The sequence below is a fragment of the Amycolatopsis sp. NBC_00438 genome (genome assembly GCF_036026695.1).
GTDB lineage: Bacteria > Actinomycetota > Actinomycetes > Mycobacteriales > Pseudonocardiaceae > Amycolatopsis.
Genome location: NZ_CP107923.1, coordinates 2,255,579 through 2,269,731 on the forward strand (window position 1 = coordinate 2,255,579; position 14,153 = coordinate 2,269,731).

General features: G+C 72.4%; 11 protein-coding genes and 1 pseudogene. 8 read left to right on the top strand and 4 right to left on the bottom strand.

Annotation, left to right across the window (positions count from 1 at the left end):
- Positions 1-103 precede the first annotated feature (103 nt).
- From OG494_RS10605 to OG494_RS10635, 7 genes and pseudogenes are all read left to right on the top strand, one after another.
- A complete protein-coding gene (locus OG494_RS10605; RefSeq protein WP_328454411.1) occupies positions 104-946 on the top strand; it encodes an ESX secretion-associated protein EspG in 843 nt (280 codons plus the stop codon).
- A gap of 19 nt (positions 947-965) precedes the next feature.
- Positions 966-1,436: a hypothetical protein gene (locus tag OG494_RS10610; RefSeq protein WP_328454412.1), complete on the top strand. Its 471-nt coding sequence runs from the start codon at positions 966-968 to the stop codon at positions 1,434-1,436.
- An 8-nt stretch (positions 1,437-1,444) separates the two neighbouring features.
- Complete coding sequence (locus OG494_RS10615) at positions 1,445-3,508, top strand: hypothetical protein (RefSeq protein WP_328454414.1); 2,064 nt, start codon at positions 1,445-1,447, stop codon at positions 3,506-3,508.
- Positions 3,509-3,512: 4 nt separating this feature from the next.
- Entirely contained in the window at positions 3,513-3,857 is a 345-nt protein-coding gene (locus tag OG494_RS10620) for a type VII secretion target (protein ID WP_328454416.1), read from the top strand.
- Complete coding sequence (locus tag OG494_RS10625; protein ID WP_328454418.1) at positions 3,854-4,429, top strand: YbaB/EbfC family nucleoid-associated protein; 576 nt, start codon at positions 3,854-3,856, stop codon at positions 4,427-4,429. The genes OG494_RS10620 and OG494_RS10625 overlap by 4 nt, the downstream gene beginning before the upstream one ends.
- A 100-nt stretch (positions 4,430-4,529) precedes the next feature.
- Complete coding sequence (locus tag OG494_RS10630; RefSeq protein ID WP_328454420.1) at positions 4,530-5,072, top strand: GNAT family N-acetyltransferase; 543 nt, start codon at positions 4,530-4,532, stop codon at positions 5,070-5,072.
- Positions 5,069-6,340: pseudogene (locus OG494_RS10635) on the top strand (MFS transporter); the annotation flags it as partial. The gene OG494_RS10630 and the pseudogene OG494_RS10635, both read left to right, overlap by 4 nt.
- Positions 6,341-6,576: 236 nt before the next feature.
- Here OG494_RS10635 and OG494_RS10640 read toward each other — a convergent pair.
- Positions 6,577-7,797 (bottom strand): SGNH/GDSL hydrolase family protein, encoded by a 1,221-nt coding sequence (locus OG494_RS10640; RefSeq protein WP_328454422.1) that lies wholly within the window; start codon positions 7,795-7,797, stop codon positions 6,577-6,579.
- A 560-nt stretch (positions 7,798-8,357) separates the two neighbouring features.
- Positions 8,358-8,621 (bottom strand): hypothetical protein, encoded by a 264-nt coding sequence (locus OG494_RS10645; protein WP_328454423.1) that lies wholly within the window; start codon positions 8,619-8,621, stop codon positions 8,358-8,360.
- A gap of 217 nt (positions 8,622-8,838) precedes the next feature.
- Between OG494_RS10645 and OG494_RS10650 the strand changes: the two genes are divergently transcribed.
- A complete protein-coding gene (locus tag OG494_RS10650; protein ID WP_328454425.1) occupies positions 8,839-11,190 on the top strand; it encodes an alpha-L-fucosidase in 2,352 nt (783 codons plus the stop codon).
- A gap of 89 nt (positions 11,191-11,279) precedes the next feature.
- Here the strand turns inward: OG494_RS10650 and OG494_RS10655 are convergent, their stop codons facing one another.
- Positions 11,280-12,779, bottom strand: a complete 1,500-nt coding sequence (locus OG494_RS10655) for an ArnT family glycosyltransferase (protein ID WP_328454427.1) — start codon at positions 12,777-12,779, stop codon at positions 11,280-11,282.
- A gap of 40 nt (positions 12,780-12,819) precedes the next feature.
- Positions 12,820-14,148: a diaminopimelate decarboxylase gene (locus tag OG494_RS10660; RefSeq protein WP_328454429.1), complete on the bottom strand. Its 1,329-nt coding sequence runs from the start codon at positions 14,146-14,148 to the stop codon at positions 12,820-12,822.
- Positions 14,149-14,153: the final 5 nt, after the last annotated feature.

Below are 14,153 nucleotides of genomic sequence, written 5' to 3' on the forward strand. Positions count from 1 at the left end.
CATCCGGGTGGCGGCGCCGAACCCCGGTCCGGCGGCACTGCTACTCTTCGTAAGGGAACTTGCTTGAGGGTTTGACGAATTTCACGGAATCGGGCGAGGGGAAATGGCGGACAGGTTCGAGTTCGTCCTCGAGGTCGTCGAAGCCCTGGTTGTCGGGCAGGCGACCGGTGGCGATGTCCGGCGGTACCCACTGCGGGCCGGGTACCTCCCGGCAGACCCGGTGCGGTTCGTCCACGTCGCCCGGCAGGTCTACGACTCGCTCGAGGAACGTCGTCTTTCGGTGTCGGGAGAGCTGCACCCGGGGGTGCGCACGGCTTTCGAGCTGCTGGCGGCCCCCCGCGTGTCGGTCGCGGTGAGCGGGATCGACGGCCTCGGCGCCGACGTCGCGGTCCTCGTGGTCACCGACGGCGCACAGGCGCTCGGCATCACCCAGGCCCCGGACGACGACGAGCTGCTGTTCTCGCTCTTCGCGGACGAGGACCTGGTCGAGGTCGTCACCGGCGTGCTGCCCCCGGCGCCCGCCGCGACCACCGGCCGGCACGTCGTGCACCGCGCCGCCGGCCGTGAGGTCTCGGCGATGGCGGCCAAGCGGCGTGCCGACGCGGAGTTCGAGGAAGAAGAGACGGACGCCTTCGGCATGATCGAGGTGAAGGCCGTGGTGCGGCCGGGACGCCGCCCGCCGGCCCCGACGCCGTCCGACGTCGCCGTGCTGGAGCGCGTGCTGTCCGAGCCGCGGCTGGGTGGCGGCCACATCGCCGTCACCGCGCAGAGCCGCCGCGGCGAGCGGCTCGCGGGTGACCCGCTGAGCTGGCTGGACACCGCCGACGGCCGGTACCTCGTGCGCACCAGGACCGGTGACGCCGGCGAGCTGACGGCCGAGTACGTGCCCGCGGGCCGCGCCGAACTGGCCCGGGCCATCCGTGACGCGATCGCCGCGGTCTACTGACCGGGAAGGAACCCTCCTGATGACCGATGACGCGACAGCGGCGACCACCGAGGCGCTCCAAGCGACGCAGCAGCTCCAGGCCGCCGACACACCGCAGCTGCAGGCGATGTCCGCGATCCGTGTCGGCCTCGCCGGCGCCCAGCTGAAGCGGCTGGCCCAGACCGGCAGCTTCGCGGTCGACGACACCACCGGCAACCGGCTGATCGAGTCGCTCGAAGGCGTGCTCGAGTCGCTGGAGGCGCGCTGGTCGGCGTTGCAGCGCCTGCACGACAAGCCGGCGCTCAGCCGGACCGCGGTCGGCATGTGGGTCTCCGGCCACATGGTGAACACCGCGGCCGACGACCACGGGCTGGTCACGCAGCTGCAGGCCGCGCGGCAGGAGTTCCCGACCTACATCGAAGCGATCAAGCTGGCGAAGCAGAACTACAAGACGCGGGAAGAGGAGACACGGGCCACGCTCGTCGCACTCCCGTCCGCCGACCAGAGCTGAGGGAGACCGTGGCACCCACCGCCGAGTCCGTGTCGGACCCGTCGTCCCCGGACTACAACCGGCGCAGCCCGCTGTACGACCCGACGGCGGACTCGTCGTCGAAGTACTACGTCGGGCCGCTGAAGACCGACGGCACGCCCTCGGGCGACGAGATCCGCGAGATGGCCACCCAGCAGATCGACGACGAGATCCGGGCCGGCTGGCTCGGCCCGGCCGTCGACCCGGCGCTGCGCGACCGGAAGATCCAGGAGCTGTACCAGCAGCACCTGGACAACGCGAAGAACGGGCTCGACGAGGGCCTGTCCATGCGCGAGACCGGCGAGCCGCCGCACATGCTGTGGAGCAACGCCAGCCACGAGCAGATGAACGACGCCATCACGCTGGACGCCAACCCGGCGACCGTCGCGGAGACGTCGGAGGAGTGGGTGCAGGTCGGCAACGACCTCGGCACGCACCAGAAGAACCTGGCCGACTCGATCACCGCGAGCACGAGCAACTGGCAGGGCGACGCCGGTGACGCCGTCCGCGAGCACCTCGCCGGGGTCGGCAAGTGGCTGGGCGCGACCGCGCAGGGCGCGACGCTCGCCGGGCGCCAGCAAGAGATCCACTCCCAGGCGCTCAACGAGACGCAGCGGCAGATGGGCGCGAACCCGCCGGTGCAGTTCGACCTGCAGGCCACCAACCAGAAGCTGCAGACGATGACCGACCCGGTGCAGTACGCGTCGGCGGCGGGCGAGGCGATCCAGACCTACCGGGCCCAGCAGGTCGCGCGCGAGCACGCCGCGCAGATCATGACCCAGTACGACCAGACCATCGCCGGTGCGGTCGCGACGCCGAAGTTCCCGGCTCCGCCGAAGCTGCCGACCGCGACGGCGAGCGCGCGCACCATGGGCACCCCGATGTCGTCCGGCGGCGCGTCGCAGGGCCTGATGGGGCGCACCCTCCCGAACGGGCAGCTGGACCCGAACGGCAGCACCGACCCGTCGCTGGCGCGGCTCCCGGCGGCTTCGGCCAACGGCTCACCCGCCATCGACCCGGCCACCGGCTTCCCGATCGACCCGGCCACGGGCCTGCCCATCGACCCGGCCACCGGCCGGCCCGTCGGCGGTGGCGCCGGCGGCAGCGGCGCCGGCGGCAGCGGCGGGTACGGCGGCGCGGGCATCCCGGGCGGCGGCTCCGGCTCGGGTGGTTCCGGCTTCTCCGGCAGTGGCATCCCGGGCGGCGGCAGTGGCAGCGGCGCGGGTGGGTCCGGCGGCGGTGGCGGGAGCTTCACCCCGCCGAACTTCGACATGCCGGACACCCCCGGCGGCGGCAGCTTCAGCGGCGCGGGCATCCCCGGCTCCTCGATCCCCGGCGGCGGCGACTCGACGACGTCGTCCGGCTTCACGCCTTCCGGCATCGGCGCTGGTGGCGGCACCGGCGGCGGCAGCGGGTACACCCCGCCGTCGTTCTCCGTCCCCGACATCCCGGGCGGCGGCAGCGGGGGCATCCGCGGCGGCGGCCTGGGCGGCGGGTTCACCCCGCCCGGCATCGACCCGATCACCGGCCTGCCCACCGGCGGCGGGCTCGGCGGCAACGGCATCCCGGGTGGTGGCACCGGCGGCAGCGGCGGGCTCGGCAAGATGCCGACCATCGGCCGCGGCGGCGGGATCAACGGCGAGAGCATCGCGAGCCGCCTCGGCGGCCTCGGCGGAATCGGTGGCGGCAGTGGCGGCGGGGGCGGGTCCCTCGGCGGCATCGGCGGCGGCTCGGGCACCGGCGGGGCCGGGGCCGGCGGCGCGGGCCTGCGTGGCACCGGGGCGGGCAACCTCAGCGGTGGCGCCGCGTCGGGTGCGGCCGCGGAGGCCGAAGCCATGGCGGCGCGCAACGCGGCGGCCGGCGGCAAGGCCGGCGCGCCGGGCTCCCCGGGCATGGGCGGCATGGGCGCCGGTGCCAAGGGCGGTAAGAAGGAAGACGACAAGGAACACAAGTCGGCCGACTACGTCGAGAACGACGACCCGAACTTCTTCGACGGTGAGCAGGTCGTGGCACCGCCGGTGATCGGTGACTGGAAGAACCAGGATTGGAAGTGAGCACATGACGGCGGGCGGCTTCGAGGTCGAACCGGACGACCTGGTCGCGCACGCGAGTCACGTCGACAGCCTGGTGGACCGGCTGAACACGGCGGTCTCCGCGTCCGACTCGGCGATGTCGGACCACGCGTACGGGCTGCTGTGCGCGTTCCTGCCGCCGATCATCCGGCCCACGGGTGAGCAGGCGCAGGACACGCTGAAGGCGTCGATCGAGGGTGTGAAAGGCCTTTCGGACAACGTCCGGACGGCCGCGCAGTCCTATCGCGACGGTGAAGAGGGCAACGCGCAGCCGTTCGAGCGCCAGCTCACGGCGGCGCCGCGACAGGCTGAAGTGAAGGTGAGTTCATGACGAGCCCGAATGGCTCGAACGGCGGGCTCGGGGACCTGATGCGGGACCCCGACGAGACGATCCGCCGGATGGACGACTGGGCGGCCGGGTTCGCGGCCAAGGCCGAGCGTTACCAGGCGGCCCAGGCGGAGACCGAGCGGCTGCGGCTGACCGCCACGAGCGGCGACGGCGCGGTCAGCGTCACCGTCGGCGCCGACGGCACCGTCACCGACCTGACGTTCTCGAACAAGGTCAAGTCCTTCCCGCTCGAGGAGCTGTCGCGGGCGATCCTCACCACGATGCGCCGCGCGCAGTCCGGTATCGCCGAGCGCGTGGCCGGGGTGATGACCGAGAACCTCGGCGACGAGGACCGCGACACCCGCACGGCGCTGCTCGACTCGCTCCGCGGCCGGTTCCCCGACCCGGACGAGCCCGACGAGCCGACCCCGCCGCCGGCCCCGGGCCCGCCGCCCGTGCCGCCCGCCCCGGCCGGAGGTGCCGGGGTCCCGCCGGCGCCGTCGGCCCCGCAGGCGTCCCCGCCGCAGCGGCGTCCGGGCAGCGACCCGGACGAGCAGGACAACAACCCCTGGTGAGCTGAGCCGCCCCGGATACGCCGAGCCCGACGGGCCCGGCGTATCCGGCGGCGGAGTGACGGTGCTCGACAGTGGGCTTCCGGAGGTCGACACTGGGCCGATGACCGGCCTGATCACCGGAAGCCGTGTCCGGCTGCGGCCCGCCGCAGTCACGGACGCCGCCCGGTTCGAGGAGATCCTGTCGCATCCCGAGGTCGCCCGCTGGTGGGCCGACGCCGAGGATCCGGTGGCCGCCCAGGTGTCCTATCTGCTGGACCCCGACGAGGGCACCACGACCTACGCCATCGAACATGCGGACGTCGTGGTCGGTATCGAGCTGGCGTTCGAAGAAGCCGACCCGCAGTACCGGCACGCCGGCATCGACATCGCCGTGCACCCGGACTTCCAGGGCCACGGCCTCGGCTCGGACGCCATCCGGACGCTCGCCGAGTACCTGTTCGCGGTGCGCGGGCACCACCGGCTGGTGATCGACCCGGCCGCGGACAACAAGGCCGCGATCAAGCTCTACGAGGCCCTCGGTTTCCGGCCGGTCGGCACGATGCGCTCCTACGAACGCGGGCTCGACGGCAGCTGGCACGACGGACTGCTGATGGACCTGCTGGCCGAAGACCTGGTTCCGCTGGCGGCATTGGCCGGCGCGTGAGCACGCAGGCGGTGCCCGCCGCACCCGGGCAGCTGCGGCGGGTCGCCGTGGCGAGCGCGATCGGGACCACGATCGAGTGGTACGACTACTTCATCTACAGCACGGCGACCGCGCTGGTCTTCGGCAAGCTCTTCTTCACGACGCTTTCGCCCGCCTCCGGCACGCTGGCCGCGTTCGCGACGCTCGGGGTGGGCTTCCTGGCCCGTCCGGTCGGCGGGATCCTGTGGGGGCACTTCGGCGACCGCGCCGGCCGCAAGGCGATGCTCGTGCTCTCGCTGCTCCTGATGGGCGTGGCGACGGTCGGCGTCGGCCTGCTCCCGACCTACAGCGCGATCGGTGTGTGGGCCCCGATCCTGCTCCTCGTGCTGCGGCTGCTGCAGGGCCTGAGCGCGGGCGGCGAGTGGGGCGGCGCGGCCCTGATGGCCGTCGAACACGCGCCGGAGGGACGTCGTGGCCGCTACGGAGCGTTCTCGCAGATCGGCGTCCCGGCGGGCCTGATCCTCGCGCAGCTCGTGTTCTTCGTCCTCGGCAAGTCGCTGACCGACGCCCAGTTCGCGGCGTGGGGCTGGCGGGTGCCGTTCCTGGTGAGCATCGTGCTCGTCGGCGTCGGACTGGTGATCCGGCTGCGGATCGAGGAAAGCCCGGTGTTCGCCGAATTGCGGCAGTCCGCGGCGCGCAGCCGGCGGCCGATGGCCGACGTCTTCCGCGAGCGGCCGCGGGCGCTGCTGGTGGCGTCGGGGAGCTTCATCGCCAACACGGCGATCGGCTACATCTTCCTCGCGTACCTGTTGTCCTACGGCACTTCCGTGCTGAAGATCGACCGCACCACGTTGCTGGTGGTGGTGATCGTCGGCAGCGTCACGTGGCTGGTGAGCATCCTCGTCACGGCGGCGTGGTCGGACCGCGTCGGCCGGAAACCGGTGTACCTCTGGGGTTCGGTGCTGCTGGTGGTCTGGCCGACCCCGTTCTTCCTGCTGGTCGACACCCGCCAGGCGGTGTGGCTGATCGTCGCGGTGGTGGTGCTGAACATCGGCCTCGGCGCGACGTACGGGCCGCAGTCGGCGTTGTTCGCGGAACTGTTCGAACCGCGCTACCGCTACAGCGGCGCGTCCTTCTCCTACGCCGTGGGCGCGGTCCTGGGCGGCGGCTTCGCACCGCTGATCGCGACGGCGTTGCAGACCTCGACAGGGACGTCGTTGTCGGTGTCGCTCTACCTGGTCGGCGTCGCGGTGCTCAGCTTGGTGGCGGTGCTCTTCATCCCGCGTGAGTGATCACTGGCGGTCCAGCCGGACCGCGGTGGCCGTCCGTTCGTGGCCCGCGTTACCGGGGGTGCGGTGGAGTTGTGCGGCGGGGCAGCTGGGGCGCGGGCCTGCCGCGTGGAAGTTGTTTGTGGGGCTGGGGTTCTGCCGCTGTGTCGGTCCGGCGGCGGCCGTTCGTTCGTGGCCCGCCTCGAAGCGGGTGCGGTGTTGTGGCCGGATCGAGTGGCGTTATCCCGCGTGAGTGATCACAGGCGGTCCAGCCGGACCGCGGCGGCCATCCGCTCGTAGCCCGCGTCGCCGGGGTGGAGGTGGTCGCCCGAGTCGTAGGCGGGCAGCATCCGGAGCGGGTCGGCCGGGTCGCGGACCGCCGCGTCGAAGTCGACCACGGCGTCGAAGACGTTGCTGGTGCGGATGAACTGGTTCACCGCGGTGCGGGTCGCCTCGAGAGTTTCGTCGTAGACGCCCCAGCCCTTGAACGGCGTGAGCGTGCCGCCGAGCACCCGGATGCCGCGGGCGTGGGCCTGCGCGACGAGCTGGCGGTAGGCCGACGTGATCGCGTTCGGGTCGGTCTGGTGCGGGTCCTGCTGGATGTCGTTGATGCCTTCCAGCACGATCAGCGTCCGCACCCCGCCGACACCGAGCACGTCGCGGTCGAACCGGGAAAGGGCGTTCTGGCCCGCGCCGCTGCCGGGGACGTCGAGCAGCAGCCGGTTGGCGCTGATGCCGGCGTTCTGCACACCGAACCGGCCGTGCAGCCGGTCGGCGAGGTAGTCCGGCCAGCGGTGGTTGGCCCCGGCGGTGGAGCCGACGCCGTCGGTGATCGAGTCGCCGAGCGTCACCACGGTGGCTTCGGCGCCGCCCTGCACGTCCACCCCGGACACGTAGTGCCACACGGACGTCTGCTCCGTGTAGGGGGCGCCCGACTCACTGGCGGTGAAGTCGCCGGCGCGGGTGAAGTACGACGTCTGCGAGGCGGCCGGGTGGTAGGTCACCGGCCCGGACTTCGTGGGCACGTAAGTCGTCACGAGCAGGTTGGCGTCCGCCGGGATCCGCAGGTTCACCGGGTCGCTCAGCACCTCGGCGCCGTTGGGCACGACGACGCTCGGCGCGCCGCCGAACGTCAGCGACCGCAGCGTGCCGGGGACGGCGTCGGCGCCGGTCGCCTCGACCGCGACGGTGACGTGCCCGAAGGTGACGGCGGTGGCGCCGAAGGCGTTCGACAGGTGGATCCGGGCCCGGCCGCCGCCGACGCTCGTGTGCACGACGTTGCGGATCGAGTAACCCGGGTAGCCGTCCGGGGTGTTCGCGACCCCGGCCGCGGGAGCCGCGGCCCAGGTGCCCGCCCAGCCGCCGACGGACTGCTGCGCCAGGGCCGGGACAGCGCTTTCCGGGTTCGCACCACCGGACGTCGTGAGGAGGGCCAACCCCGCCAGGACGGCCGTGCTCACGGCCAGGAAGCGTCGCATGCACACACGGTCGCGTGCTTGGGCTGGGTCAGGGACCGCTGATCAGGTGAGCAAACCGGACAAGATCCCGGACAGTGACGGCAAATTGCTGTTCCCCCTGGGCGGACCCGCCCGGGATTCTGGGGATGCCGGGCGGGCCCGCGCGAGGTGGCCGTTGCCGCGACGGCCGCTCGCCGGAGTGCCCGGTCCCGATCCGAAGCGGAGGCTGGCCCGGATCGTTGCGTCGGGGCAACCCCGGAGGGCGTGTGCGAGAACGCCCTCACTCCCAAACACGGCCGCGGACCTGGCCCGGTTCACCGAGGCCACCGGAATTCTCGCCCGCAAGCGCCAACCCCCGCCCGGAGCGGCCAACACACTGCCCGGAAGGGCCCACACGCCCGCCGGAGTGGCCAACACGCCGAAACCCCGGGGTGTTGGCCACTCCGGCGGACGTGTCGGCCCGCCGGGGTCGCGCGTGCCGGGATTCTCATCACCGGCGAGTGACCCCCGAAAGCCGTGAATGGCACATCGAGGGACTTCAAGTCCCTCGATGTGCCATTCACGGCTGGGGAACGGGAGGTTCAAGCGGCGGCGGGGAACACGTCCAGAGCGCGGTGGCCGGCGTCGGTCAGTTCGGCGGGTGACCACTGGCCGCGCGCGACGGGCGTCACGGCGCGGATCAAGCCGGCGCGGGCGAGGTCGTGGGCCGTGTTCTGGTCGCAGCACGACAATCCGTCGACGCGGAGGTCGGGTTCGCAGCTGCAGCGGAGCTCCGCGCGGCCCGCGCCGACCGCCTTGAGCATGGCGATCGCGCGGCGGCTCAGCGCGCTCGGGTGGGTGGACATGGTCTGGCCTCTCGGTCCGGCTGGTTCTGGTGCGAGTGCTGCAGCTCGTTACTTAGGAGTACGGGCCGGACGTGAGCCCGGTTCACTTTGATCGAGCCTCTTGACACGGCGAAGCCGGGCGAGCAAGGTCAGTCATCGGATGAATCAGGTCCACCAGTCACAGAATGGTCCACTGGGGGACCATTCTGCCCATACTCATCCGATCCCTGGAGGTTCAGTGACGACCTTCCCTCGCCGGCAAGCCCTCAGCATGGCGGCCGGAGCCGCTGTGGCGCTGAGTGCGGCCGGCCTGACGCCCGCCGGTGCCGCCGTGCCCGTCGACGCCGCGCCCGACACGCCCGAAACCCCGATCGTCCCGCCTCCGCCGCCCGTCCCGGTCGCCCTCGACGCCTGGTTCTCCAACGACGGCATCGACAGCGCGTCCGCGACCGGCGGCGACTTCGACGGGTCCGGCTACACCTTCCCGGCCGAGCAGCTGCCGGTCGGCCGGACGGCGACCGTCGGCGGCGTCCCGTTCCTGCTCGGGTCCGCGGCCGCCGGGGCGAAGAACAACGTCGTCGCCACCGGCCAGACGATCGACCTGCCGAAGGGCCGCTACTTCGTCGCGTACTTCCTGGTCGCCGCCAGCTACGGCACCACCGGCGGCACGGCGACCGTGCACTACGCCGACGGCACCACGAGCACCGGCTCCCTGTCCGGCCCGGACTGGTACACCGGCAACGGCGCGCTCGTCTCGTCGTTCCGCTACGCGCCCGGCGGGGTCGTCGACGACAACCCGGTTTCCCTGGCCACCGGCCAGGTCTGGGTCGACCCGGCCCGCGAAGCCGTCGCGCTGACCCTGCCGGCCACCGCGACACCCGCGCCCGACGTCTCGAGCCTGCACGTCTTCGCCCTCACCCTGCAGCCCGTCGCCGTCGGCCGGTCCGCGCTGGTGCTCGACGGCCGGTCGACGGCGAACTTGCTGACCGACGGCGGTCCGCAGGCCGCCGAGGCGACCGTGGTGAACGCGGGCACCGTCTGGCTCGGCGCGCGCGACCGCGTTTCGGTGACGCTCGACGTCCCCGGCGGCCGGACCACCGTGCCGGCGACCATCCGCGCGCTCGCGCCGGGGGAGCAGGCGACGGTCCGGCTCGGCCTGGCGTCGAACGCCTCCGTCCCGCCCGGCACCACCACGAACGGCCAGCTGCGGGTGACGGCCGGGCGCGGCACGCTCGCCACCCAGCAGGTGCCGATCACCCTCGGCGTCCCGGATTTCCGGCCCACCGACGCGTCGCTCTCGACGCACCGCGCGCCGTACTGGTTCACCGACAGCAAGTTCGGCATCTTCATTCACTGGGGCGTGTACGCCGTGCCCGCGTGGGCACCGGTCGGGCAGCAGTACGCGGAGTGGTACTGGCAGAACCAGCAGGACCCCAACGGCGCGACCTACGCCTACCACGCCCAGAAGTACGGCGAGGGGTTCGTCTACGACGACTTCATCCCGATGTTCACCGCGAAGAAGTTCGACCCGCGCGCCTGGCTGAAGCTGATCGCGGACGCGGGCGCCGAGTACTACGTCCTGACGTCCAAGCACCACGACGGCTTCGCGTTGTGGGACACCAAGGTCAGCGACCGCAACTCGGTCAAGCTCGGCCCTCGGAGGAATGTCATCGCCGAGCTCTTCGCGGCGTCCCGCAAGTACACCCCGCAACTGCGCAACGGCCTGTACTTCTCGCTGCCGGAATGGTTCAACCCCGACAACCCGTGGATGGGCCACGCGCCGCGCAACCCGTACACCGGCGCGCCGCTGCCCTACACCGGCTACACCGCGGGCAAGGACTTCGTCCGCGACTACCAGGCGCCGCAGGTGCTCGAGCTGATCCACGAGTTCGACCCGGACGTCCTGTGGTTCGACATCGGCGGCGACAACGACAGCCGCGACGTGCTCACGGAGTACTTCAACCGCGCGAAGAACCGCCGGCACCCCAAGGACGTCACCTACAACGACCGCGGCGGCATCCCGGACCACGACTTCACCACACCGGAGTACACGACGTACCCGAACACGGTGGTGGCGAAGTGGGAGGCGAGCCGCGGCCTCGACCCGTTCTCCTACGGCTACAACCGCGCGACGCCCGACGACAAGTACATGACCGCCGAGGAGGTCGTCCGCACGCTCGTCGATATCGTGTCGAAGAACGGCAACTTCCTGCTCGACATCGGCCCGGACTTCGACGGCACCATCCCGGCCGTCATGCAGCAGCACCTGCGCGACGCGGGCGCGTGGCTGAAGGTCAACGGCGAAGCCATCTACGGCACGACCTACTGGTCACGGATGGCCCAGCTGGGCGACCTGCGGTTCACGGTCAAGCAGAACGAGGCGTTCTACGTGCACTCGCTCGCCGCGCCGGGCAGCCGGCTGGTCATCGACGCGCCGGTGCCGATCCGCTCGGGTGACCGCGTCACGCTGCTGGGCTACCGCGGGAACCTGCACTGGAGCGTCGAGAACGGCTCCCTGGTGATCGACGTCCCGGCGGCTGCCCGGCAGGCGGGCCGCTACGCGTGGGTGTTCAAGATCGCCTGGAGCTGACTGCCATGAGGGGCACCCTCAGGGACGTCAGAGCCCTCAGGGTGCCCCTCACGGCGGAGCTTCCGCGAGCAGCGCCAGCCACCGGCACATCAGTAAAAGCGCCGCAGCTGCGGCCACGCTGCCGACCACGGCCGGGTCAGCGTGTCGCACAGCGAGATCGTGACGCCGTCCTCGTCATTGTCGACGCCTTCGGCGTTGTGGTGCAGCGCCACCGGGCGGCAGCCGGTGATCAGCCGCGACGCGGGGGAGCCGCGCTCGATCCGGCCGACGACCAGCACCGGCCCGACCAGCCGGTCCGGCGGCGGTCCCCAGTCGGCGTAGGACATGTGCGGCGAATACGGCCGCGGCAGCCCGCGTTCGGGCCCGTAGTACTCGAGCGCCCCGGCCTCGCCGTAGTTGCCGGTGAGGATGACGGCGGTGTCCTTGTCCGGGACCTGAGCCCACGCCGTCGCGACCGTGTCGGCGAACTCCGGCCAGCCGACCTGCTCACCGGGCTCCTTGTTCACGGCCAGCAGCACGCCGTTCAGCGCCGTGGCCGGCACCACCGGGAGTCCGATGAGGACGGACACGACCACGCACACCGCCGTGACCACGCCGATCGACGCCCGCAGCGCCGTGCCGGTCCGCGCCGGCCACCGCAACGCCGGCTCGGCGCCGAGCGCGACCAGCGGCAGCAGCAACGGCACTGAATAGTACGGTTTCCCGCCCAGCGCCAGGAGTTCCACGCAGACCACCGGGTAGGCGATCGCCAGCGCGCGAGCCCAGCGCACCCCCGCGTCACGCCACGGCCGCACCAGCCCGGCGATCCAGACCGGCACCAGCACCGGCGACAGGTAGACCAGCTGCATCGGCACGAACAGCACGCGGTTCTCGACGCCGTCGTCCTCGCTGATCCCGCCCGCGACGGTGAGCATCGGCCAGCCGTGCGACGCCTGCCAGAGCACCACCGGCGCGGTCAGCACGGCGGCGACGCCGATGCCCGCCGCGAGCCACCACGTCCGGAACACCCGACGCGGCCCGGCGACGGCCACCCCGGCGCCGAGCCCGGACAGCAGGAGCAGCACCAGCCACTTGTTCATCATGCCGAGCCCGGCCGCGGCCCCGACGGCGAGCCACCACCGGCCGTCGCCGGTCCGCAGCAGCCGCAGCCCGAAGAAGGTGATGAGCGACCACAGCAGCACGTCCGCCGTGTTGGTCGCGAGCATGTGCGTCACGACCAGCACGTACGTCGAGAGCGCCGTCGCCACCGCGGTGCACACCTGCACGCGGCGGCCGCCGCCGAACTCGCGGGCGATCAGCACGACGACCACGACCGTCGCCATGCCCAGCAGGGTCGCGACGACCCGCAGCCCCATCGGGGTCTCGCCGAACAACGCCGTCGACGCGCGGGCGAGCCACGGCGTGATCGGCGGCTGGTCGACGTACCCCCAGTCCGGCCGCTTCCCCGCGGCGACGAAGTACAGCTCGTCGCGGTGGAAGCCGTAGCGGCTCGACAGCAGCGTCAGCACCACAGCTTGGATCGCGACGACGATCCCCACCGGCACCGCCGCGAAACGTGGCAACGACCCGGAAACGCGACCGGCCCCCATGGCAGTCTCCCCTCGGCGTGCGAGGATCGTACGCCGGAGATCATCCGATCGGGAGCGCTCCGACGTATTCGCCGCCGGCGTCGGCGACCAGCTCTTCGAGGGACTGCGCCCGGCGGATCGGCGTGAACCGCACGGCACCGTCCACACCGATGTCGAAGCCGTGCACGGCCGGGCGCGGCAGCGTGTTGTACGCGTAGTGCGCGCCGAAGTAGTACGCGCCGGTGTCGTGCGCGACGACGAGGTCGCCGGGCTCCAGCAGCGGCAGCGGGCGTTCCCGGGCGAGCAGGTCACCGGCGAAGCACAGCGGCCCGGCGACGTCCTGTGGCACGTCGGGGCCGGTTTTCGGCACGCCCGCGGCGTCGTACGCGCTGAGCCGCAGCGGCCAGTGCTCCGGCTGGAGCACCGTCCGCGCGGCCACCTGGGCACCCGCGTGCGTGACCGCGATGTGCCGCCCGCCCGCGACCTTCGTGTACTCGACCGCGCTGACGAGGAACCCGTTCTTCGCCAGCAGCGACCGGCCGAACTCGGTGACGTAGGTGTAGCGCCCGTCGCCGAGCGCCGGGACCCGCGCGAGCAGCGTCTCGACGTAGTCGGAGTAGGTCGGTCCCGGCTCGTCGGAGTCGAAGTTCACCGGCAGGCCGCCGCCGAGGTCGATGCTGGTGACCTGCCGGTACCCGGCCTCGGCGTTGATCTCCTCGGCGAGCGCGTGCACGGCGGCGACGCCGTCGGCCATCAGCCCGGGCGGGCAGCCCTGCGAGCCGACGTGGACGTGCAGCCGGCTCAGCCACGGCCGGTGCGCGAACGCCTCCAGCAGCAGCGCGCGATACCCGTGGTCCCGCAACGGGATGCCGAACTTCGACGCCGCCGTCGCGGTGCTCGTGTCGCCGATCCGGCCGGCCCCGACCTGCGGGTTGATCCGCAGCCCGAGCGCCGAGCGGGGCGGCGCCGAGCCGACGAGCCGGTCGAGCCGGGCCAGCTCCTGGAAGTTGTCGGCGTTGATCGCGGTGCCCTCGGCCAGGGCGTGGGCGAGTTCGCTCACGGTCTTCGCGGGGGAGTCGAGCACGAGCCGCGGCCCGCGGAGCCCGGCGGCCTCGGCGACCGCCGTCTCTCCCGGGCTGGCGACTTCGGCGTCGATCCCGAGGTCGCCGAGGAACCGCAGCAGCGGCGCGAGGCCGCACGCCTTCGCGGCGACGGTGTGCTGGACGTGCCCGAGAGGGGCGAAGGCCCCGGTCAGCTCCTCGACGGCCGCGCGGAGGCCGGCGAGGTCGACGAACCCGGCCATCGGGTCGACGAGCCGCCGGTCCGCCGCGGCGGTGAGGGCGAGCAGCCGGCGGTCGGTGCGGGCCGGGGAGGCACTGGTCGTGGTCATGCTCC

What these genes read in the sequence shown, in the direction of transcription:
- OG494_RS10605 (WP_328454411.1), top strand. Translation starts at nt 104, where the DNA reads ATGGCGGACAGGTTCGAGTTCGTCCTCGAGGTCGTCGAAGCCCTGGTT.
- OG494_RS10610 (WP_328454412.1), top strand. Translation starts at nt 966, where the DNA reads ATGACCGATGACGCGACAGCGGCGACCACCGAGGCGCTCCAAGCGACG.
- OG494_RS10620 (WP_328454416.1), top strand. Translation starts at nt 3,513, where the DNA reads ATGACGGCGGGCGGCTTCGAGGTCGAACCGGACGACCTGGTCGCGCAC.
- OG494_RS10625 (WP_328454418.1), top strand. Translation starts at nt 3,854, where the DNA reads ATGACGAGCCCGAATGGCTCGAACGGCGGGCTCGGGGACCTGATGCGG.
- OG494_RS10630 (WP_328454420.1), top strand. Translation starts at nt 4,530, where the DNA reads ATGACCGGCCTGATCACCGGAAGCCGTGTCCGGCTGCGGCCCGCCGCA.
- OG494_RS10640 (WP_328454422.1), bottom strand. Translation starts at nt 7,797, where the DNA reads ATGCGACGCTTCCTGGCCGTGAGCACGGCCGTCCTGGCGGGGTTGGCC.
- OG494_RS10645 (WP_328454423.1), bottom strand. Translation starts at nt 8,621, where the DNA reads ATGTCCACCCACCCGAGCGCGCTGAGCCGCCGCGCGATCGCCATGCTC.
- OG494_RS10655 (WP_328454427.1), bottom strand. Translation starts at nt 12,779, where the DNA reads ATGGGGGCCGGTCGCGTTTCCGGGTCGTTGCCACGTTTCGCGGCGGTG.
- OG494_RS10660 (WP_328454429.1), bottom strand. Translation starts at nt 14,148, where the DNA reads ATGACCACGACCAGTGCCTCCCCGGCCCGCACCGACCGCCGGCTGCTC.